This window comes from Pseudomonas sp. D3, from assembly GCF_029320995.1.
GTDB classification, from domain to species: Bacteria; Pseudomonadota; Gammaproteobacteria; order Pseudomonadales; family Pseudomonadaceae; genus Aquipseudomonas; species Aquipseudomonas paraveronii.
Genome location: NZ_CP119772.1, coordinates 1,522,736 through 1,541,890, shown reverse-complemented (window position 1 = coordinate 1,541,890; position 19,155 = coordinate 1,522,736). Strand labels below are relative to the sequence as shown.

At 59.7% G+C, this 19,155-nt stretch carries 20 protein-coding genes; 14 read left to right on the top strand and 6 right to left on the bottom strand.

All coding sequences use genetic code 11. From position 1 onward, the window contains the following. The first annotated feature begins 154 nt into the window (after positions 1 to 154). The 8 genes from metG (at position 155) to P3S72_RS06735 (ending at position 6,804) form a co-directional block, all read left to right on the top strand. Positions 155 to 2,206: a methionine--tRNA ligase gene (gene metG / locus P3S72_RS06770; protein WP_276196717.1), complete on the top strand. Its 2,052-nt coding sequence runs from the start codon at positions 155 to 157 to the stop codon at positions 2,204 to 2,206. Between the two features lie 102 nt (positions 2,207 to 2,308). Then, a complete protein-coding gene (locus P3S72_RS06765; RefSeq protein WP_247396257.1) occupies positions 2,309 to 2,881 on the top strand; it encodes an Rnf-Nqr domain containing protein in 573 nt (190 codons plus the stop codon). Further along, positions 2,878 to 3,840 carry an electron transport complex subunit RsxB gene (gene rsxB, locus P3S72_RS06760; protein WP_276196716.1) on the top strand — a complete coding sequence of 321 codons (963 nt, stop codon included), beginning with the start codon at positions 2,878 to 2,880 and terminating at the stop codon, positions 3,838 to 3,840. The genes P3S72_RS06765 and rsxB overlap by 4 nt, the downstream gene beginning before the upstream one ends. Then, complete coding sequence (locus P3S72_RS06755) at positions 3,827 to 4,786, top strand: RnfABCDGE type electron transport complex subunit D (RefSeq protein ID WP_276196715.1); 960 nt, start codon at positions 3,827 to 3,829, stop codon at positions 4,784 to 4,786. Before rsxB ends, P3S72_RS06755 begins: the two co-directional genes overlap by 14 nt. Further along, positions 4,783 to 5,367, top strand: a complete 585-nt coding sequence (locus P3S72_RS06750) for an RnfABCDGE type electron transport complex subunit G (protein WP_276196714.1) — start codon at positions 4,783 to 4,785, stop codon at positions 5,365 to 5,367. Before P3S72_RS06755 ends, P3S72_RS06750 begins: the two co-directional genes overlap by 4 nt. Continuing rightward, positions 5,360 to 5,854, top strand: a complete 495-nt coding sequence (locus P3S72_RS06745; protein WP_276196713.1) for an Rnf-Nqr domain containing protein — start codon at positions 5,360 to 5,362, stop codon at positions 5,852 to 5,854. Before P3S72_RS06750 ends, P3S72_RS06745 begins: the two co-directional genes overlap by 8 nt. Positions 5,855 to 5,879: 25 nt before the next feature. Beyond that, positions 5,880 to 6,518 (top strand): endonuclease III, encoded by a 639-nt coding sequence (gene nth, locus P3S72_RS06740; protein ID WP_247396271.1) that lies wholly within the window; start codon positions 5,880 to 5,882, stop codon positions 6,516 to 6,518. Positions 6,519 to 6,624: 106 nt separating this feature from the next. After that, complete coding sequence (locus tag P3S72_RS06735) at positions 6,625 to 6,804, top strand: hypothetical protein (protein ID WP_247396274.1); 180 nt, start codon at positions 6,625 to 6,627, stop codon at positions 6,802 to 6,804. Positions 6,805 to 6,891: 87 nt separating this feature from the next. On the opposite strand, the gene P3S72_RS06730 is transcribed toward P3S72_RS06735, so the two are convergent. The 3 genes from P3S72_RS06730 to P3S72_RS06720 all read right to left on the bottom strand — a co-directional run bounded on the left by P3S72_RS06730 (position 6,892) and on the right by P3S72_RS06720 (position 10,393). Next, positions 6,892 to 7,524 carry a response regulator transcription factor gene (locus P3S72_RS06730; protein WP_017844627.1) on the bottom strand — a complete coding sequence of 211 codons (633 nt, stop codon included), beginning with the start codon at positions 7,522 to 7,524 and terminating at the stop codon, positions 6,892 to 6,894. Between the two features lie 613 nt (positions 7,525 to 8,137). Beyond that, the gene (locus P3S72_RS06725) at positions 8,138 to 9,355 is read right to left on the bottom strand and encodes an argininosuccinate synthase (protein ID WP_276196712.1); all 1,218 of its coding nucleotides are present in this window, start codon (positions 9,353 to 9,355) and stop codon (positions 8,138 to 8,140) included. A 129-nt stretch (positions 9,356 to 9,484) separates the two neighbouring features. Then, the gene (locus P3S72_RS06720) at positions 9,485 to 10,393 is read right to left on the bottom strand and encodes an OmpA family protein (RefSeq protein WP_276196711.1); all 909 of its coding nucleotides are present in this window, start codon (positions 10,391 to 10,393) and stop codon (positions 9,485 to 9,487) included. A gap of 156 nt (positions 10,394 to 10,549) precedes the next feature. On the opposite strand from P3S72_RS06720, the gene pyrC reads away from it, so the two are divergent. Beyond that, on the top strand, positions 10,550 to 11,596 hold the full coding sequence (pyrC, locus tag P3S72_RS06715) for a dihydroorotase (RefSeq protein ID WP_276196710.1): 1,047 nt from the start codon (positions 10,550 to 10,552) through the stop codon (positions 11,594 to 11,596). Beyond that, entirely contained in the window at positions 11,593 to 12,264 is a 672-nt protein-coding gene (gene rnt / locus P3S72_RS06710) for a ribonuclease T (RefSeq protein WP_247396283.1), read from the top strand. Before pyrC ends, rnt begins: the two co-directional genes overlap by 4 nt. Before the next feature lie 65 nt (positions 12,265 to 12,329). Here rnt and P3S72_RS06705 read toward each other — a convergent pair whose 3' ends face one another. After that, positions 12,330 to 12,932 (bottom strand): peroxiredoxin, encoded by a 603-nt coding sequence (locus P3S72_RS06705; RefSeq protein WP_247396286.1) that lies wholly within the window; start codon positions 12,930 to 12,932, stop codon positions 12,330 to 12,332. Positions 12,933 to 13,178: 246 nt separating this feature from the next. Between P3S72_RS06705 and P3S72_RS06700 the strand changes: the two genes are divergently transcribed. Both P3S72_RS06700 and bfr read left to right on the top strand, forming a co-directional pair. Then, positions 13,179 to 13,397: a bacterioferritin-associated ferredoxin gene (locus P3S72_RS06700; protein WP_128587021.1), complete on the top strand. Its 219-nt coding sequence runs from the start codon at positions 13,179 to 13,181 to the stop codon at positions 13,395 to 13,397. A gap of 201 nt (positions 13,398 to 13,598) precedes the next feature. Then, positions 13,599 to 14,069, top strand: a complete 471-nt coding sequence (bfr, locus tag P3S72_RS06695; RefSeq protein ID WP_276196709.1) for a bacterioferritin — start codon at positions 13,599 to 13,601, stop codon at positions 14,067 to 14,069. 80 nt (positions 14,070 to 14,149) lie between these two features. Here the strand turns inward: bfr and grxD are convergent, their stop codons facing one another. Continuing rightward, positions 14,150 to 14,488 carry a Grx4 family monothiol glutaredoxin gene (grxD, locus tag P3S72_RS06690; protein WP_247396293.1) on the bottom strand — a complete coding sequence of 113 codons (339 nt, stop codon included), beginning with the start codon at positions 14,486 to 14,488 and terminating at the stop codon, positions 14,150 to 14,152. Between the two features lie 86 nt (positions 14,489 to 14,574). Continuing rightward, positions 14,575 to 16,683 carry a molybdopterin oxidoreductase family protein gene (locus P3S72_RS06685; RefSeq protein ID WP_276196708.1) on the bottom strand — a complete coding sequence of 703 codons (2,109 nt, stop codon included), beginning with the start codon at positions 16,681 to 16,683 and terminating at the stop codon, positions 14,575 to 14,577. A 433-nt stretch (positions 16,684 to 17,116) separates the two neighbouring features. On the opposite strand from P3S72_RS06685, the gene argF reads away from it, so the two are divergent. Together argF and P3S72_RS06675 are read left to right on the top strand one after the other, a co-directional pair. After that, positions 17,117 to 18,037: an ornithine carbamoyltransferase gene (gene argF / locus P3S72_RS06680; protein WP_247396301.1), complete on the top strand. Its 921-nt coding sequence runs from the start codon at positions 17,117 to 17,119 to the stop codon at positions 18,035 to 18,037. Beyond that, the gene (locus P3S72_RS06675) at positions 18,034 to 19,143 is read left to right on the top strand and encodes an ABC transporter ATP-binding protein (RefSeq protein ID WP_276196707.1); all 1,110 of its coding nucleotides are present in this window, start codon (positions 18,034 to 18,036) and stop codon (positions 19,141 to 19,143) included. Before argF ends, P3S72_RS06675 begins: the two co-directional genes overlap by 4 nt. Positions 19,144 to 19,155 lie beyond the last annotated feature (12 nt).

Below are 19,155 nucleotides of genomic sequence, written 5' to 3'. Positions count from 1 at the left end.
ACTGACTAAAACAGGCGGCTATCCTAACCGTTCCAGCGGCTTAACGGCATGCTTTCGCAGGCCGGGAAGATTCTGAAACAGCGTCACGGGGTGAAATATATTTCCCGGCGCTTTATAGTGACCGACCTCCGTTTCATCAAGTAGCCGAGCCCCAATGTCCGAGCCACGCAAGATCCTCGTCACCAGCGCCCTGCCCTATGCCAATGGTTCGATCCATCTTGGCCATATGCTTGAGTACATCCAGACCGATATGTGGGTGCGCTTCCAGAAGCATCGCGGCAATCAATGCATCTATGTCTGCGCGGACGACGCCCACGGTTCGGCCATCATGTTGCGCGCCGAAAAGGAAGGCATCACCCCGGAACAACTGATCGCCAATGTGCAGGCTGAACACAGCGCCGACTTTGCCGAGTTCCTGGTGGACTTCGATAACTTCCACTCGACCCACGCCGACGAAAACCGTGAGCTGTCGAGTCAGATCTACCTGCGGTTGAAGGACGCCGGGCACATTGCCACGCGCTCGATCACCCAGTATTTCGACCCGGAAAAGAAAATGTTCCTGGCCGACCGCTTCATCAAGGGCACCTGCCCGAAATGCGGCACCGAGGACCAGTACGGCGACAACTGCGAAAAATGCGGTGCCACCTACGCACCCACCGACCTGAAGGACCCGAAGTCGGCGATCTCCGGCGCCACCCCGGTGCTCAAGGATTCCCAGCACTTCTTCTTCAAACTCCCGGATTTCCAGCAGATGCTGCAAACCTGGACGCGCAGCGGCACCCTGCAGGATGCCGTCGCCAACAAGATCGCCGAATGGCTGGATGCCGGGCTGCAACAGTGGGACATCTCCCGCGATGCGCCGTATTTTGGCTTTGAGATTCCAGGCGAGCCGGGCAAGTATTTCTACGTGTGGCTGGACGCCCCGATCGGCTACATGGCCAGCTTCAAGAACCTGTGCAACCGCACGCCGGAACTGGACTTCGACGCGTTCTGGGGCAAAGACTCCACCGCCGAGCTGTACCATTTCATCGGCAAGGACATCGTCAACTTCCACGCCTTGTTCTGGCCGGCAATGCTCGAAGGTTCGGGCTACCGCAAGCCGACCGGCATCAACGTACACGGCTACCTGACCGTCAACGGCCAGAAGATGTCCAAGTCCCGTGGCACCTTTATCAAGGCGCGCACCTACCTGGATCACCTGTCGCCGGAATACCTGCGCTACTACTACGCGTCCAAGCTGGGCCGTGGCGTCGACGACCTCGACCTGAACCTGGAAGACTTCGTACAGAAGGTCAACTCGGACCTCGTCGGCAAAGTCGTCAACATCGCCAGCCGTTGCGCCGGCTTCATCCACAAGGGCAACGCCGGTGTACTGGTGGCCGAGAATGCCGCGCCGGAACTGACTGACGCGTTCCTGGCCGCCGCGCCAAGCATTGCCGACGCCTATGAGGCCCGCGACTTTGCCCGCGCCATGCGCGAGATCATGGGCCTGGCCGACCGCGCCAACGCGTGGATCGCCGACAAGGCGCCGTGGTCGCTGAACAAGCAGGAAGGCAAGCAGGCGGAAGTCCAGGCCATCTGCGCCACAGGCGTCAACCTGTTCCGCCAGTTGGTGATCTTCCTCAAGCCGGTGCTGCCGTTGCTGGCTGCGGATGCCGAGGCGTTCCTCAACGTCGCGCCGCTGACCTGGAACGATCACGCTACCTTGCTCAGCAACCATCAGTTGAATGAGTTCAAGCCGCTGATGACCCGCATCGATCCGGTAAAAGTCCAGGCCATGAGCGACGCTTCGAAAGAAGACCTGGTCGCCAGCCCGACAGACACCGGCGAATCGACGCCGGCCGGCAACGGCGAACTGGTCAAGGAGCCGCTGTCCCCGGAGATCGAGTTCGACGCCTTTGCCGCCGTGGACCTGCGGGTTGCGCTGATCCTCAAGGCCGAAGCCGTGGAAGGTGCCGACAAGCTGCTGCGCCTGACCCTCGACATCGGCGACGAGCAACGCAACGTGTTCTCCGGGATCAAGAGCGCTTATCCGGACCCGTCCAAGCTCAATGGGCGCCTGACCATGATGATCGCCAACCTCAAGCCACGGAAAATGAAGTTCGGTATTTCCGAAGGCATGGTGATGGCGGCCGGCCCCGGCGGCGAAGAAATCTACCTGCTGAGCCCTGACAGCGGCGCCAAGCCGGGTCAACGCATCAAGTAAGCCCTGCAAACAGCCCTGTCGTCGCGGCGACAGGGCTTTTCAGCTAGTACCCCCTTCTCGCTTACCGGATAATCAGGCCCTGTTTGCTTAACCGGCATGCCCATGACCGATATGCTCCTCACCCTTGTCAGCGCCGCCCTGATCAACAACTTCGTGTTGCAGATGCCGTTGGCCGTCGACCCGATGTTGGCTGCGCACTCACGCTCGCGGGTGCATGCATTGGGGATTGCCACCACCGTGTTGATGGCAGTCAGCAGCATGCTGGGCTATCTGCTGGACCACTACCTGCTGCAGCCGCTGGCGATGACCGCCCTGCGACTGTTTGTGTTTTTACCGCTGACCGCGCTGCTGATCCGCCCGGTGCTCGGCTTGCTCACGCGCTTGCGCCCCACACTGCCGACGGAGGGGTTATGGCCACTCCTACTGGGCAACGCCGGGGTACTGGGCGTGGTGTTGCTGGGCATTGAAGACGACAAGGGTCTGGCACACATGGCGGCACTGAGCCTGGGCGCCGGGCTCGGCTTCTGGCTGGTGCTGAGCCTGTTCAGCGACTTGCGCCAGCGGATCGCCGACAACGACATTCCGCTGCCCTTCCGCGGCCTGCCGGTCGAACTGATCAGCGCCGGGCTGATGGCGGTGGCTTTTCTGGGTTTCAACGCAATGATCAAAGCATGAACCTGATTCAACGTATCGACGCGCTGCTCCCGCAAACCCAATGCGGCAAATGCGGGCACCCGGGCTGCAAGCCCTACGCCGAAGGCATTGCCCAAGGCGAAGCCATCAACAAGTGCCCGCCGGGAGGGCCGGAAACGATCGGCGCACTCGCGCAATTGCTGAACGTGCCGGTGCTGACGCTGGACGCCAGCCACGGCGAAGCGCCGCCACAGATTGCCTACATCCGCGAAGCCGAATGCATCGGTTGTACCAAATGCATCCAGGCGTGCCCGGTGGACGCGATTGTCGGCGCAGCCAAATTGATGCACACCGTGATCATCGACGAATGCACCGGTTGCGACCTGTGCGTCGCGCCCTGCCCGGTCGACTGCATCGAAATGCACCCGCTGGCGACGGTGCTGCCGATTGTCGGCGGCCTGGCGACCAACGACCACGAGCGCCGCGCGCGTGGCTTAAAGCGTGACCGCGCACGACGACGCTTTGAGCAACGAAACGCGCGCCTGCAACGAGAAGAAGAACACAAGCAGGCCGAACGCCTGGCCCGAGCCAAGCGTGCCGCGCCGCTGGCCGCCGTGCCGATCGATACCGCCCAGGCAGCCCAGGATGCCGCGATCAAGAAGGCCAAGATCAACATGGCGATGAGCCGTGCGCAGTTGCACAAATCCTTGAAGGCATTCGGGCATCCGCCCACCCTTGAACAGCAATCGCAATTGATCGTCCTGCAACGACAGTTCGAAGCCGCAGAGCAAGCACTAACCGCCCTGGAGGTGAACCTCGCGCCCGCAACACCGGCCCCCGACAGCACCGCCGATCTCAAGCGCGCCAAGATCCAACTGGCAATGCGTCGCGCCGAATTGAAAAAAGCCCAGGATCAGAACGCCGATCCACAGCAGCTGTCCGAGGCGCACGACAAGCTCGACGCAGCACAGCGCCAGGTGGATGCCCATGGCCACGCTTGAGCCTCAGCAAGCCCTGCAACGGGTGTTGCTGGCGACGCTGCCGGGTGCGGTGGCGATGTTCTGGTTATACGGTTGGGGCGTGTTGATCAATCTGTTGCTGGCGACGGGCGGCGCACTGTTGGTAGATGCGGGCGTGCAACGCCTGCGGGGGCAGCGTGGCAGCGATCTGAGCAGCCTGGTCAGCGCCACCTTGCTCGCCCTGGCACTGCCGCCCTATTGCCCCTGGTGGCTGTGCGTGGCGGCCGTCGCCACTGGGCTGCTGCTGGGCAAGCACCTGTACGGTGGCCATCGCAACCCTTTCAACCCGGCCATGGTCGGGTATGCGTTGATGCTGGTGGCCTTTCCGCAACTCATGACGCACTGGCCGGCCACCCACGGCCTGGACCTGCTGGCCGGCGCACAACAGGTATTCGGCCTGCAACGCGACGCTCCCGATGCCTGGGCCCAGGCGACTGCACTGGATGCCCTGCGACTGAACAAGAGCCTGACCATCGATGAACTGTTCGCTCGCAGCCCGGCATTTGGGCATTTCGGCGGCAAGGGCAGCGAGTGGGTGAACCTGGCGTTTCTGGTGGGCGGTCTGTGGCTGTTACGCCAGCGGGTATTCAGTTGGCACGCGCCGCTGGGCATGCTGGGCAGCCTCTTTGTGATCAGCTTGCTGTGCTGGAATGGCTCGGGCTCTGACTCCCACGGCTCGCCGCTGTTTCATCTGCTGACCGGCGCAACCGTTCTCGGCGCATTTTTTATCGTCACCGAGCCGGTCTCGGGCCCGAAAAGCCCCACGGCCCGGCTGCTGTTCGGGGCGGGCGTGGGCGTGCTGACATATCTGATTCGCACGTGGGGCGGCTACCCGGACGGTGTGGCCTTTGCGGTGCTGCTGATGAACCTGGCCGTGCCGGCACTGGAACGCCTGGCGGCAGCGAAACAGCCAGCGGTCAGCCGATGAAATCGAGCAGAGGTGTGTTGCTGGCGTTGCTGATCGCCATCGGCGGCGGCACGCTGGTCCTCACCCTTCAGCACCTGACCGCCGATCACGCCGCGCGCCAGGTTCAGGCGCTACAGCGCCAGGCGCTGCGCGACCTGCTACCCGCCGACCACTATGACAACCAGCCACTGGATCACCCGCTGACCATCGCCCCACAGCCCCTCGCCGAGAGCCAACTGCAGGGTGGCTATCGGGTGACCCTGTCGGGCCAACCCCGCGCGGTACTGCTTCGTTTGACGACCAGCGGCTACGCTGGGCCGATCGAACTGCTGATCGCCATCGACCGCGACGGCAAGCTGCTGGGAATCAAAACCCTGGCGCAATCGGAAACCCCAAGCCTGGGTGGGCATATCAGCGAGCCCGGCAACCCTTGGCTGGCTTCATTCAAGGGGCGTTCGCGCACGGACATGCAAGGCTCGACCTTCGATCAAATAGCCGGTGCCACCCTCACCTCCCGAGCGGTGATCAGTGCCGTCCACGACGCTTTGCGCTATTTCGACGAGCACCGCTCATCCCTGCTGGAGCCCGACGCCCATGACTAGAGCCGTTGGCCTGGCCAATGCATCGATGCTGGCACCGTTGCTCGGCGTGACTGACACCCTGCCCAAAGCCCTGAGTTTCCTGGCGTTGTCGGCGCTGATCGTGACGCTCTACGGCCTGGCCATGCGCGCGCTGCGCTCACGCCTGAGCGCGCCCCTGCGGTTGGGTGCCAGCCTGACGGTCGCCGCTACGCTGGTCAGCTGTGCGCAGTTACTGTTACAGGCATTTGCGCTACCGATGTATCAGCAGTTGGGCATCTACCTCGCGCTGATCAGCGTGCAATGCGTCGTCCTGGAACATAATGCTTTCTTTGAGGCGGACCAGCGCAAGGCGCAGCTACGGTTAGTCGCTCTGTTCGCCGCACTCATGATCATCCTGGGGGTGTTACGCGCCACTGCCGCCACCCAATTGATGCCGGCCGGGTTTATCCTGCTCGGGTTATTGCTCGCTGGGTTGCAGGCCTGGGCCCATTTTTCACAATCACGCTGACCTCCAGCAAGGAATCGCCTGCCCCATGAACGCCGCAAAACGCCTGGAAATTTTCCGCAGGCTTCACGAAGACAATCCGGAACCCAAAACCGAACTGGCTTACTCAACGCCGTTTGAGTTGCTGATTGCGGTGATTCTCTCGGCCCAATCCACAGACGTTGGCGTCAACAAGGCCACGGCCAAGCTATATCCCGTGGCGAACACCCCGGCAGCGATCCATGCTTTGGGCGTGGAAGGTTTGTCTGAATACATCAAGACCATCGGTCTATACAACAGCAAGGCGAAGAATGTCATCGAGACCTGCCGCCTGCTGGTCGAACGGCATAACGGTGAAGTGCCGCAGACTCGTGAAGCGCTGGAGGCTCTGCCGGGAGTGGGCCGCAAGACGGCCAACGTTGTGCTCAATACGGCATTCCGGCAACTGACCATGGCCGTGGACACCCACATTTTCCGCGTAAGTAACCGCACCGGCATTGCCCGCGGCAAGAATGTGGTGGAAGTGGAAAAACAACTGATGAAGTTTGTCCCCAAGCCGTATCTGCTCGATTCGCACCACTGGCTGATCCTTCACGGACGCTACGTTTGCCAAGCCCGCAAGCCGCGCTGTGGCAGCTGTCGCATCGAAGACCTGTGCGAATACAAGGACAAGACGTCGGACGATTGAGAGATCATTGGTTTTTCGATCCATCGATTGAAAAAATCTTTTTTACCCGCTCATGGAATATCGTTATAAGGAGCGCCAACGGCAGTCTTAGCCCGGAGTTAACCTTATGAGCACTGGCAAAGAACAACTGGAAGTGGAAGATGACCTTGTTGAGTCGGATGACGGTGGAGAGGAAACACCTGTAGAGGTAGCCAAGACCAATCTAAGCAAACGCCGCACCATCGATAACCTCCTGGAAGAGCGACGCTTGCAAAAACAGCTGGCCGATTACGACTTCGACCTCTGATCGGCCGAGAACGGCCGGAAGCCTCCCTGACGGAGGCTTTTTTCTGCCGATTCGCCTGGCTATCAAGCCATGTGGTGGCGCCCTCCTCTAGACCAGTCCATTGCGTTGAGCCAACTCGATCAGATCGACCAGTGAGCGGGCATTGAGCTTGAGCAGCAACCGCGTCTTATAGGTGCTGACAGTTTTGTTGCTGAGGAACATGCCGTCGGCGATTTCCTTGTTGGTTTTGCCGCGCGCCAGTTGCTGCAACACCATCATCTCGCGCCCCGAAAGGCGCTCGACCATGTCGGCCTCGCTGGCATTGCCCATGGTGGAACGCACCGAATTCAGCGCCTGGTTCGGAAAGTAGCTGTAGCCGGACAGCACCGCCTTGATGGCACTCAGCAATTCCGTCAGGTCCTGCTGCTTGCACACGTACCCGGCCGCCCCCGCTTGCATGCAGCGCATGGAGAAATGACCCGGGGCCTGGGAAGTCAGGACCAGCACCTTGAACGGTGTGGCCTGCTTGGTCGACGACAGCCGGCAGATAACTTCCAGGCCATCGAGTTTGGGAATCCCAATATCCAGTATGACAATGTCCGGCATATGTTCCCGCGCAAGTTGCAACGCATCGACACCGTTATCGGTCTCGGCAACGACCTCATAACCATGACGCTCCATTAGCATGCGCACAGCAAGACGAATGACGGGATGATCATCCACGATCAGCACTTTATTCATGAGAAAGTCCAATTTCGCTGTTCGAATTATTCAGAGCAAGCACAATAGCCTAGTCGTTTCCTAGTTGGCATAGCGTTCCACCCCGAGCAACAGCAAGCAGAGACCCAACCCACAACGAGATAGGAATTAACCTACAAAAAATCACCAACTCAGATGTTTCGAGTTTTATGGAGCCCTTCAGACCTTTCCGGGCTCGTACATATTTTGAGAGAAATATCCGGTGGTTAGGGGGCCAGTCGTAAACGCAGCGCACACCAGTTTCAGGAAATGCCCCTTGCATGCCGCTACCACACGGACGGACGGGTAAAAAAAATCTGATGATTTCAGTTCCATTTAACATATTTATTTACACCATAAATTTCCTACAGAACTTTCCGCGACTTACATCTACGCCGCACTTTCTTGAGTGAATTTTCTGTAAGACATAGTTCCTATTCAGGTGTAAATAATTCATTCCTCGGCGCGCCAAGTATCAAAGTTTTTGAAACGCCGAACCCTCGACAGACTTTACACAACCGTAAACAACTTTAAACATCAGGGCCGTTGTGCCTTTTTTACGGGCAAAAAAAATGGCCCCTGAACAAGGGGCCACTTTTCATTTCGACTGGAACACTCAGAACAACTTGCGACCCTTGTTGGCCGCAATGCGCATGCGCAGTGCATTCAACTTGATGAAGCCTGCTGCGTCCGCCTGGTTGTAGGCGCCGCCATCTTCTTCGAAGGTGGCGATGTTGGCGTCGAACAGCGACTCGTCGGATTTGCGACCGGTGACGATCACATTGCCCTTGTACAGCTTCAGGCGCACAACACCGTTCACGTGAGCCTGGGAAGCGTCGATCATCTGTTGCAGCATCAGACGCTCAGGGCTCCACCAGTAGCCGGTGTAGATCAGGCTGGCGTACTTGGGCATCAGCTCGTCTTTGAGGTGAGCCACTTCGCGGTCCAGAGTGATCGACTCGATGGCGCGGTGGGCGCGCAGCATGATGGTGCCGCCTGGGGTTTCGTAGCAGCCACGGGACTTCATGCCCACGTAACGGTTCTCGACGATGTCGAGACGGCCAATACCGTGTGCGCCGCCGATACGGTTCAGGGTCGCCAGTACGGTGGCCGGGGTCATTTCGACGCCGTCCAGCGCGACGATGTCGCCGTTGCGGTAGGTCAGTTCCAGATACTGCGGCTTGTCGGGAGCGTTCTCCGGGGAGACGGTCCACTTCCACATGTCTTCTTCGTGCTCGGTCCAGGTGTCTTCCAGCACGCCGCCTTCATAGGAGATGTGCAACAGGTTGGCATCCATCGAGTACGGGGACTTTTTCTTACCATGACGCTCGATCGGGATTGCGTGCTTTTCAGCGTAATCCATCAGCTTTTCACGGGACAGCAGGTCCCATTCACGCCAAGGGGCAATCACTTTCACGCCCGGCTTGAGCGCATAGGCGCCCAGTTCGAAACGCACCTGGTCGTTACCTTTGCCGGTGGCGCCATGGGAAATGGCGTCAGCGCCGGTTTCGTTGGCGATTTCGATCAGGCGCTTGGCGATCAGCGGACGTGCGATGGAGGTACCCAGCAGGTACTCGCCTTCGTAGACGGTGTTGGCGCGAAACATCGGGAAAACGAAGTCGCGGACGAACTCTTCGCGCAGGTCGTCAATGTAGATCTCTTTGACGCCCATGGCTTGCGCCTTGGCACGTGCAGGTTCGACCTCTTCGCCCTGACCCAGGTCAGCGGTGAAGGTCACCACTTCACAGTTATAAGTATCCTGCAGCCACTTGAGGATCACCGAAGTGTCCAGGCCGCCGGAATACGCGAGAACGACCTTGTTTACGTCGGCCATGCCATCACTCCACGGGGTTTTACGGAAAGGCAACGATTCTACCGATCAAAACCGCGAAATTACAGGGGCGCGACAGCAAATGAAGATAAAGCGACAGATTATGTCGAGCGGGCGACCGATGGTCGCAGCTTATGACGTGGCCGCGGGGTTGCTCGGCCGCGCGGCCTGGGCCGCAGGCTTCTCAGGGGCTGCCACGCGTTCGAGCTGGATATTGACGCGGCGATTGCGCGCTCGGTTAGCGGCGTTGGTATTGGGCGCCAAGGGATAGCTTTCGCCGTGAAATCGCATGGTGATCTGCGATTCCTGCACGCCGTTGGCCTTGAAGTAGTCCATTACCGCCAATGCGCGACGGCGCGAGACATCGCGATTGGTCAGGCGATTGCCACTATTGTCGGAGTGACCATTCAGTTCGATATGGTTGACCGTCGGATCGGCTTTCATGAATTCAACGATCACCGCCAGCTTGCTCTTGGCCGAAGCGTCCAGCTCGATGCCGCCACCGGGGAAGCCGACTTCGGTCTGCTTGACCTGATCGTAATTCATCGGCAGCAACTTGGTAGTACACAGTTGATAGTCGTTGTAGGCCTTGTTGAATCTCACCGGCAACAGGCGAATTTCCGAATAGCCACCTTCACGCCCGTAATGCCGCACGGTCGGACTGCGCCCCTCGAGCAGGCCATTGAACAGCCGCCCGGCCTGGGCCTGGGAACTGTTGAACAACACGTCGCCACTGCCGACACGCACGGCTCCGAGGTTGATATCACCCCGGCCCGGTTGCCAAGGCGCAGCAGCCGCCAGCAAGGTCGCCGATCCCGCGCCGAGCGAGCCGTTATAGGCTTTCAGGCGGAATGTCGCCTGCTCACCGGCCCGGCGCACGAACTCGCCCGAGCCGAAATCAGTGATCGGCTGGGTCAAACGGCACTCGAATTTGTCGCCCTCCACCTTCCACTCAATATTCTCCAGACGTGTCTGAAACGTGAGGGCCATCGCAGGCAGGCTGGCAAACACACTGAGCAGGGCTAAATAATGCTGGCGCACGGGAGGCTCCACTGGTTTCTACAACACTTCAAAGCGTCATACATCGTTAAGGCATACCAAAGGCTATCGGATGCATCCTGCAAAACTTGATAGCGAGTGCCTGCAAGAGTCTTTTCCGGTAGCATTCCCACCAGATTGACCCGCCTGGAATCCCCAATGTCCGACCGCCTGACCCTGCTGCGTCCCGACGACTGGCATATTCATCTTCGCGATGGTGCTGCGTTACCCCAAACCGTGGCCGATGTTGCGCGCACGTTTGGCCGCGCCATCATCATGCCTAACCTGGTACCTCCGGTGCGTAATGCCGCTGAAGCCGACGCTTATCGCCAGCGCATCCTCGCTGTGCGGCCGGCCGGCAGCCGCTTCGAACCGCTGATGGTGCTCTACCTGACCGACCGCACCCAGCCCGACGAAATCCGCCAGGCCAAGGCCAGCGGTTTCGTACACGCCGCCAAGCTCTACCCGGCGGGTGCGACCACCAACTCCGATTCCGGCGTGACCAGTATCGACAAGATCCTGCCGGCGATCGAAGCGATGGCCGAAGTCGGCATGCCGCTGCTGATCCACGGTGAAGTCACCCGTGGGGATGTCGACGTGTTCGATCGCGAAAAAGTCTTCATCGACGAGCATATGCGCCGCGTGGTCGAGCTGTTCCCGACCCTCAAGGTGGTGTTCGAACACATCACCACGGCCGACGCGGTGCAGTTCGTCACCGAGGCCTCGGCCAACGTCGGCGCGACCATCACCGCCCATCACCTGCTCTACAACCGCAACCACATGCTGGTGGGCGGGATTCGGCCGCACTTCTATTGCCTGCCGATTCTCAAGCGCAACACCCATCAGGTGGCCCTGCTGGATGCCGCGACCAGCGGCAACCCGAAGTTCTTCCTCGGCACCGACTCGGCTCCCCACGCCCAGCATGCCAAGGAAGCTGCATGTGGTTGCGCCGGTTGCTACACCGCCTATGCGGCGATCGAGCTGTACGCCGAAGCGTTCGAACAGCGCAACGCCCTGGACAAACTCGAAGGCTTCGCCAGCCTCAATGGCCCGCGCTTCTACGGGCTGCCGGCGAATACCGACCGCATCACCCTGGTTCGTGAAGACTGGACCGCCCCCGCCAGCCTGCCATTTGGCGAGCTGACTGTTATCCCGCTGCGCGCCGGTGAAACACTGCGCTGGCGCCTGCTGGAGGAAAGCAAGTGAGTGAAGACCATTACGATGACGAACACGAGCACAGCGGTGGCGGTTCCCGTCACCCGATGGCCGAGCGGTTTCGCGGCTATCTGCCGGTTGTCATCGACGTAGAAACCGGTGGCTTCAACTGCGCCACCGATGCACTGCTGGAAATCGCCGCGACGACCATCGGCATGGACGAACAGGGCTTTGTGTTCGCAGAACACACGCACTTCTTCCGCGTCGAGCCGTTCGAAGGCGCCAATATCGAAGCAGCGGCCCTGGAATTTACCGGGATCAAGCTCGATCACCCACTGCGCATGGCGGTGAGTGAAGAAGCGGCGTTGACCGATATCTTCCGTGGCGTGCGCAAGGCGTTGAAGGCCAATGGCTGCAAACGCGCGATCCTGGTGGGGCACAACAGCAGTTTCGACCTGGGTTTCCTGAATGCCGCCGTGGCGCGGTTGGACATGAAACGTAACCCGTTCCACCCGTTCTCCAGCTTCGACACCGCTACGCTCGCTGGCCTGGCTTACGGCCAGACCGTATTGGCCAAAGCCTGCCAGGCCGCCGGTATCGACTTTGACGGTCGCGAAGCCCACTCGGCCCGCTACGACACTGAAAAGACTGCCGAGCTGTTCTGCGGCATCGTCAACCGTTGGAAACAGATGGGCGGCTGGGAAGACTTCAGCGACTGAAGTGAAATCCCACGTATAAAAAAACCGGCCTTCTCAGGCCGGTTTTTTTGTACCGATAACTTGGCTTACAGCTTGCCGGCGTTCTCGGTCAGGTACGCTGCAACGCCTTCTGGCGAAGCGTTCATGCCTTTGTCGCCTTTTTTCCAGTTGGCAGGGCAAACTTCGCCGTGCTCTTCGTGGAATTGCAGGGCGTCGATCAGACGGATCAGCTCTTCCATGTTACGGCCCAGCGGCAGGTCGTTGATGATCTGGGAGCGCACAACGCCCTTGTCGTCGATCAGGAACGCGCCGCGGAATGCCACGCCGCCTTCGGACTCAACGTCGTAGGCCTTGGCGATGTCGTGCTTCATGTCGGCAGCCATGGTGTATTTGACTTTGCCGATGCCACCATCGTTGATGGCCGTGTTGCGCCAGGCGTTATGGGTGAAGTGGGAGTCGATGGAAACCGCGACCACTTCGACGTTACGCGCCTTGAAATCGTCCATGCGGTGGTCCAGAGCGATCAGCTCCGAAGGGCAGACGAAGGTGAAGTCCAGCGGGTAGAAGAACACCAGGCCGTATTTGCCTTTGATGGCTTCAGACAGCTTGAAGCTGTCAACGATTTCGCCAGTGCCGAGAACGGCAGGTACGTCGAAATCCGGGGCTTGTTTGCCGACGAGTACGCTCATTGGATATCTCCTGATGTAGGGGGTGACGATTGAAGTAAAAGGACCGGCCTTGAGTCTGCCGCGCATAAGCGACAAGCCTGTGACGCAGTCACGCTTCGTGAAGACCGACCATCATACACTGAAAAAACCGTTCGTCAGCGCGCAGGCCAAGTCACTGCCCAGCACTGCAAAACAACTTTGACAATCATTCTCGTTAACATTAAGATCCATCGCACTTAAGCCTTAAACCCGCGATGGTTCTCCCTTATGTATGTCTGCCTCTGCACTGGCGTCACCGACGGACAAATCCGCGAAGCAATCTACGAAGGTTGCTGCAGCTACAAGGAAGTGCGTGAAACGACCGGCGTTGCCAGCCAATGCGGTAAATGTGCTTGCCTCGCCAAACAAGTGGTACGGGAAACCCTGACGCAGCTGCAAACAGCCCAGGCCGCGCGCCCCTATTCAGCAGAATTTACGCACGCTTGAATGAACGTATTTTAATGAGCCGGACTTCGTGTCCGGCTTTTTTATGCCCGCAATTCAATTAGTTAGGGCCAAGACGCGGAACTAAAACATTCTTATTCAGATTAATTTTCATTTATTATTCAATTACTTAGGTTTGACACTAAGGGGTTCGCCACTCAAACTCTGGCCTATATACAGCGAATACAGGGCAGGACCCCAGTCATGAAAGGCGACATCTCAGTCATCCAGCAACTCAACAAAATCCTTGCCAATGAACTGGTCGCGATCAATCAGTACTTTCTGCATGCGCGCATGTATGACGATTGGGGCCTGGAAAAGCTGGGCAAGCGTGAGTACAAGGAATCGATCAAAGCCATGAAGGACGCCGATGCCCTGATCAAGCGCATCCTGTTCCTGGAAGGCCTGCCCAACGTGCAGGACCTGGGCAAGCTGAACATCGGCGAGCACACCCAGGAAATGATCAGCAGCGACCTGGGCTTTGAACGCAAGAGCCACAGCGACCTCAAGGCCGCCATCGCTCACTGCGAAGTGACCCAGGACTTCGGCAGCCGCGAACTGCTGGAAGATATCCTGGAAGACCAGGAAGAACATATCGACTGGCTGGAAACACAACTGGGCCTGATCGACAAGGTCAGCCTGGAGAACTACCTGCAATCGCAGATGGGCGAATAACCCTTAGCCGGCAGGTACAAAAAAGCCCCGCTCTCTTAGGAGAAGCGGGGCTTTTTATTGCGCGGTTTTTTACACAAGCATCAAGCTTCAGTCTGAGCTGCCGCTTTTACTGCTGCGTCTTTGACCAGCGCTTGCAACGAACCATCAGCGGCCATTTCAGTGATGATATCGCTGCCGCCGACCAGTTCACCGGCTACCCACAGTTGTGGGAATGTCGGCCAGTTGGCGTACTTCGGCAGGTTGGCGCGAATTTCCGGGTTTTGCAGGATATCCACGTAAGCGAATTTCTCGCCACACTGCATGATGGCCTGGGACGCCTTCGCGGAGAAACCGCACTGCGGGGCATTGGGAGAGCCCTTCATGTAAAGCAGAATGGTGTTGCTGGCAATCTGCTCTTTGATCGTTTCGATGATATCCATGGAACACCTCGGCTGGAACTTTGCGACTCACAGGTCGGCACGGTGGCGCATTGTAACGCAAAATCCCAGCGCGGTGCTCGGGCACATTATGCCGCAGCGACCTGTACCGGCACGCCGTTCAGCGCGGCGTTGCCCGACAACTCATCCAGTTGCCGTTCGTCGGTCAGGTCGTTCGCACTGGCACCTGGCTGACTGCTCGCGATCATCATCTGCACGCCCGGACGACCATGGCCCCAGCCGTGCGGCAGGCTGACCACGCCAGGCATCATGTCCAGGCTGGCGACCACCTCCACCTCGATCATGCCGATGCGCGAGCTGACCTTCACCCGCTGCCCGTCGCTCAATTGGCGGCTGGCCAGATCGTCGGGATGCATGTGCAACTGGTGCCGCGGCTTGCCCTTCACCAAGCGGTGATAGTTGTGCATCCAGGAATTGTTGCTGCGCACATGGCGGCGGCCGATCAACAGCAATTCGTTGGCCTGTGGCAGCGGTTGCGCCGCGAAACGCGCCAGGTCCGCCAGAATTACCGCTGGTGCCGTCTGCACCCGACCATTCGCGGTGTTCAGGCGCGCAGCGAGATTGGGCTTGAGTGGGCCCAAGTCCACGCCGTGGGGATGCTCAGCGAGCATCGCCAACGACAATTTGTGGCTGGAAGCCTCACCATACACGCCGGCGCGCAGGCCGAAGTCGATCATTTGCGCCGGTGGCAGGGTCGGTTTGAGCGCGACCCCGGTGTGCGCCGCAAACGCCTTGGCCAAGCCAACGAAGATCTCCCAGTCATGCAGCGCGCCTTCAGGCTTGGGCAGGATCGCACGATTGAAACGGCTGACATTGCGCACCGCGAACATATTGAACGTGGTGTCGTAGTGATCGTTTTCCAGGGCCGAGGTGGACGGCAGGATCAAGTCGGCATAACGCGTCGTCTCGTTGATGTACAGATCGACGCTGACCATGAACTCCAGCCCGTCCAGGGCCTGCTCCAACTGGCGGCCATTGGGGGTTGATAGGACCGGATTGCCGGCCACGGTGACCAGGGCGCGGATCTGCCCTTCACCTTCGGTGAGCATTTCTTCCGCCAGCGCCGACACCGGCAACTCGCCAGCGTATTCCGGACGCCCTGACACACGGCTCTGCCAACGATTGAAATGCCCGCCGGAAGTCGAGGCCACCAGGTCCACCGCCGGCGTAGTACACAAGGCACCGCCCGGACGATCCAGGTTGCCGGTGACCACGTTGATCAATTGCACCAGCCAATGGCACAGCGTGCCGAACGCCTGCGTCGAAACGCCCATGCGCCCGTAACATACCGCCTTATCTGCGGCGGCAAAATCCCGCGCCAGTTGGCGGATCTGTTCAGCAGGCACCGCACATTGGTGGCTCATGGCCTCGGCGGTAAACCCGGCGATTGCGCGGCGCACGTCCTCCAGGCCGTCAATCGGCAAGTGACTGTTACGGGTCAGGTTTTCGGCGAACAGGGTATTGAGCAGTCCGAACAGCAACGCGGCGTCGCCACCGGGCCGCACAAACAGGTGCTGATCGGCAATCGCCGCCGTCTCGCTGCGCCGAGGGTCGACCACCACCACTTTACCGCCCCGGGCCTGGATGGCTTTGAGGCGCTTCTCCACGTCGGGCACCGTCATGATGCTGCCGTTGGACGCCAGCGGGTTGCCGCCGAGGATCAGCATGAAGTCGGTATGGTCGATATCCGGAATCGGCAACAACAGGCCATGACCGTACATCAGGTGGCTGGTGAGGTGATGGGGCAACTGGTCGACCGACGTCGCGGAAAACCGGTTACGCGTCTTGAGCAGGCCAAGGAAGTAGTTGCTGTGGGTCATCAGCCCATAGTTATGCACGCTGGGATTGCCCTGATACACCGCCACCGAATTCTGTCCGTAGCGCGCCTGGATGTCCGACAGTTTTTCGGCCACCAGCGCGAAGGCCTCTTCCCACGGAATCGGTTGCCATTCGCTACCCACTCGCAGCATGGGCTGGCGCAGGCGGTCCGGGTCATTCTGGATATCCTGCAGCGCCACGGCCTTGGGGCAGATATGCCCACGACTGAACGTGTCCAGTGCGTCACCCTTGATCGAAGTGATCGCCAGGCTGCCATCTTCGGCTTGGGTGGTTTCCAGGGTCAGACCACAAATGGCTTCGCACAGATGGCAGGCACGGTGGTGGAGAGTCTTGGTCATGGCCAGTCTCTTTATTAGGGCTTTGGCCTGACTATGGGCCGCGACTGCAACGGGCACCAGCAACGTTCGTCGCGTGAATTGAGGGGCATCAGGCCAGGCCATGAGCAAACGTGAGAAAGTGTTTCAAAACCTGCCGGACAGTCCCTGAAACCGACGCAGCCTGGCCTGGACCCGCCCTCACGGATTGCAAAAGGTCGCAACGCCAGTGTACAAATGACCCGCTGCTGTCAGGAAATCGTCTTCAAAAGCGCTATCGCGCCTATCTGAACACCCCTAAACACCGTAGCCCTATTGGTAAGACGCGACATTTAATTATAAGATCGCGCCTTCCCCTATTTCGTCGCCCCGTGCGGCTTTCGCCGCAGGTCTCGCCCGTTTTCACAATAAACAAGGCTTTGAGTATCTGCGGTCTGTTGCAAAAAGGTAGTTAATGATGAGCGCAAGGCACTTTCTCTCCCTGATGGATTGCACGCCCGAAGAGCTGGTCAGCGTGATCCGTCGAGGCATTGAGCTTAAAGACCTGCGTAACCGCGGCGTACTGTTCGAGCCTTTGAAAAACCGCGTGCTCGGGATGATTTTCGAGAAGTCGTCGACCCGCACCCGCTTGTCCTTCGAGGCCGGCATGATCCAGCTGGGCGGCCAGGCCATCTTTCTGTCGCCGCGTGACACCCAACTGGGCCGTGGCGAGCCGATCAGCGATTGCGCGATTGTCATGTCGCGCATGCTCGATGCGGTGATGATTCGTACCTTCGCCCACAGCACCCTGACCGAATTTTCCGCCAACTCCCGCGTTCCGGTGATCAACGGCCTGTCCGATGACCTGCACCCGTGCCAGTTGCTGGCCGACATGCAAACCTTCCTCGAACACCGTGGCTCGATCCAGGGCAAGACCGTGGCCTGGATCGGCGACGGCAACAACATGTGCAACAGCTATATAGAAGCGGCGATCCAATTCGACTTCCACCTGCGCATCGCCTGCCCGGAAGGTTTCGAACCGTCCGCCGAGTTCCTGGCCAACGCTGATGGCCGTGTACAAATCCTGCGTGATCCAAAAGATGCGGTGATCGGCGCCCACTTGGTAAGCACCGACGTCTGGACCTCCATGGGCCAGGAAGACGAAACTGCCAAGCGCCTGAAGCTGTTTGCGCCATTCCAGGTCACCCGCGCCCTGCTCGACCTGGCCGCACCGGACGTGCTGTTCATGCATTGCCTGCCCGCCCACCGTGGCGAAGAAATCAGCCTCGACCTGCTCGACGACCCGCGTTCGGTCGCCTGGGACCAGGCGGAAAACCGCCTGCATGCGCAAAAGGCCCTGCTCGAATTTCTGGTCGAACCGGCGTACCACCACGCATGAGCCAGCCATTACTGCTGAACCTGCGCAATCTGGCATGTGGCTATCAAGATCAGCGGGTGGTGCAGAACCTCAACCTGCACCTCAACGCCGGCGACATCGGTTGCCTGCTCGGTTCCTCGGGGTGCGGCAAGACCACCACCCTGCGCGCGATCGCAGGGTTTGAGCCGGTCCACGAAGGCGAAATCAGCCTGGCCGGCGAAGTCATCTCCAGTGCAGGGTTCACCCTGGCGCCGGAGAAACGTCGTATCGGCATGGTGTTCCAGGACTACGCGCTGTTTCCCCACCTCAGCGTGGCCGACAACATCGCCTTCGGCATTCGCAAGCACCCGCAGAAAGACCGCGTGGTCGCCGAACTGCTAGAGCTGGTTAACCTGAAGAACCTGGGCAAGCGTTTTCCCCACGAGCTTTCCGGTGGTCAGCAACAACGCGTCGCCCTCGCCCGCGCCTTGGCACCGGAGCCGCAACTGTTGCTGCTCGACGAACCGTTCTCCAACCTCGATGGCGAACTGCGGCGCAAGCTCAGCCATGAGGTGCGCGACATTCTCAAGGCACGAGGCACCAGTGCGATCCTGGTGACCCATGACCAGGAAGAAGCGTTCGCCGTGAGTGACCACGTCGGCGTGTTCAAGGAAGGCCGCCTGGAGCAGTGGGATACGCCCTACAACCTCTATCACGAGCCGCTGACACCCTACGTCGCCAGCTTTGTCGGCCAGGGCTATTTCATCCGTGGCCAATTGAGCACGCCGGAATCCGTCAGCACCGAGCTCGGCGACCTGCGTGGCAACCGGGCGTATACCTGGCCGACAGGCGGCGCCGTGGATGTATTGCTGCGCCCGGATGACATCGTCTACGCGCCGGACAGTGCATTGAAAGCGCGGATCGTCGGCAAGACGTTCCTCGGCGCCTCGACCCTGTACCGCCTGCAGCTGTCGACGGGCGCACAGCTGGAATCGATTTTCCCCAGCCATGCCGACCATCAAGTCGGTGCAGACGTGGGGATTCGTGTCGCCGCCGAACACCTGGTGTTGTTCCAGGCATCCGGCAGCACTGCGGCGCAGGTGCCTCACGCCGATTCAGGTGTGCGGCGCTACAGCCCTGCCAACTGAAGAAACCTGTAC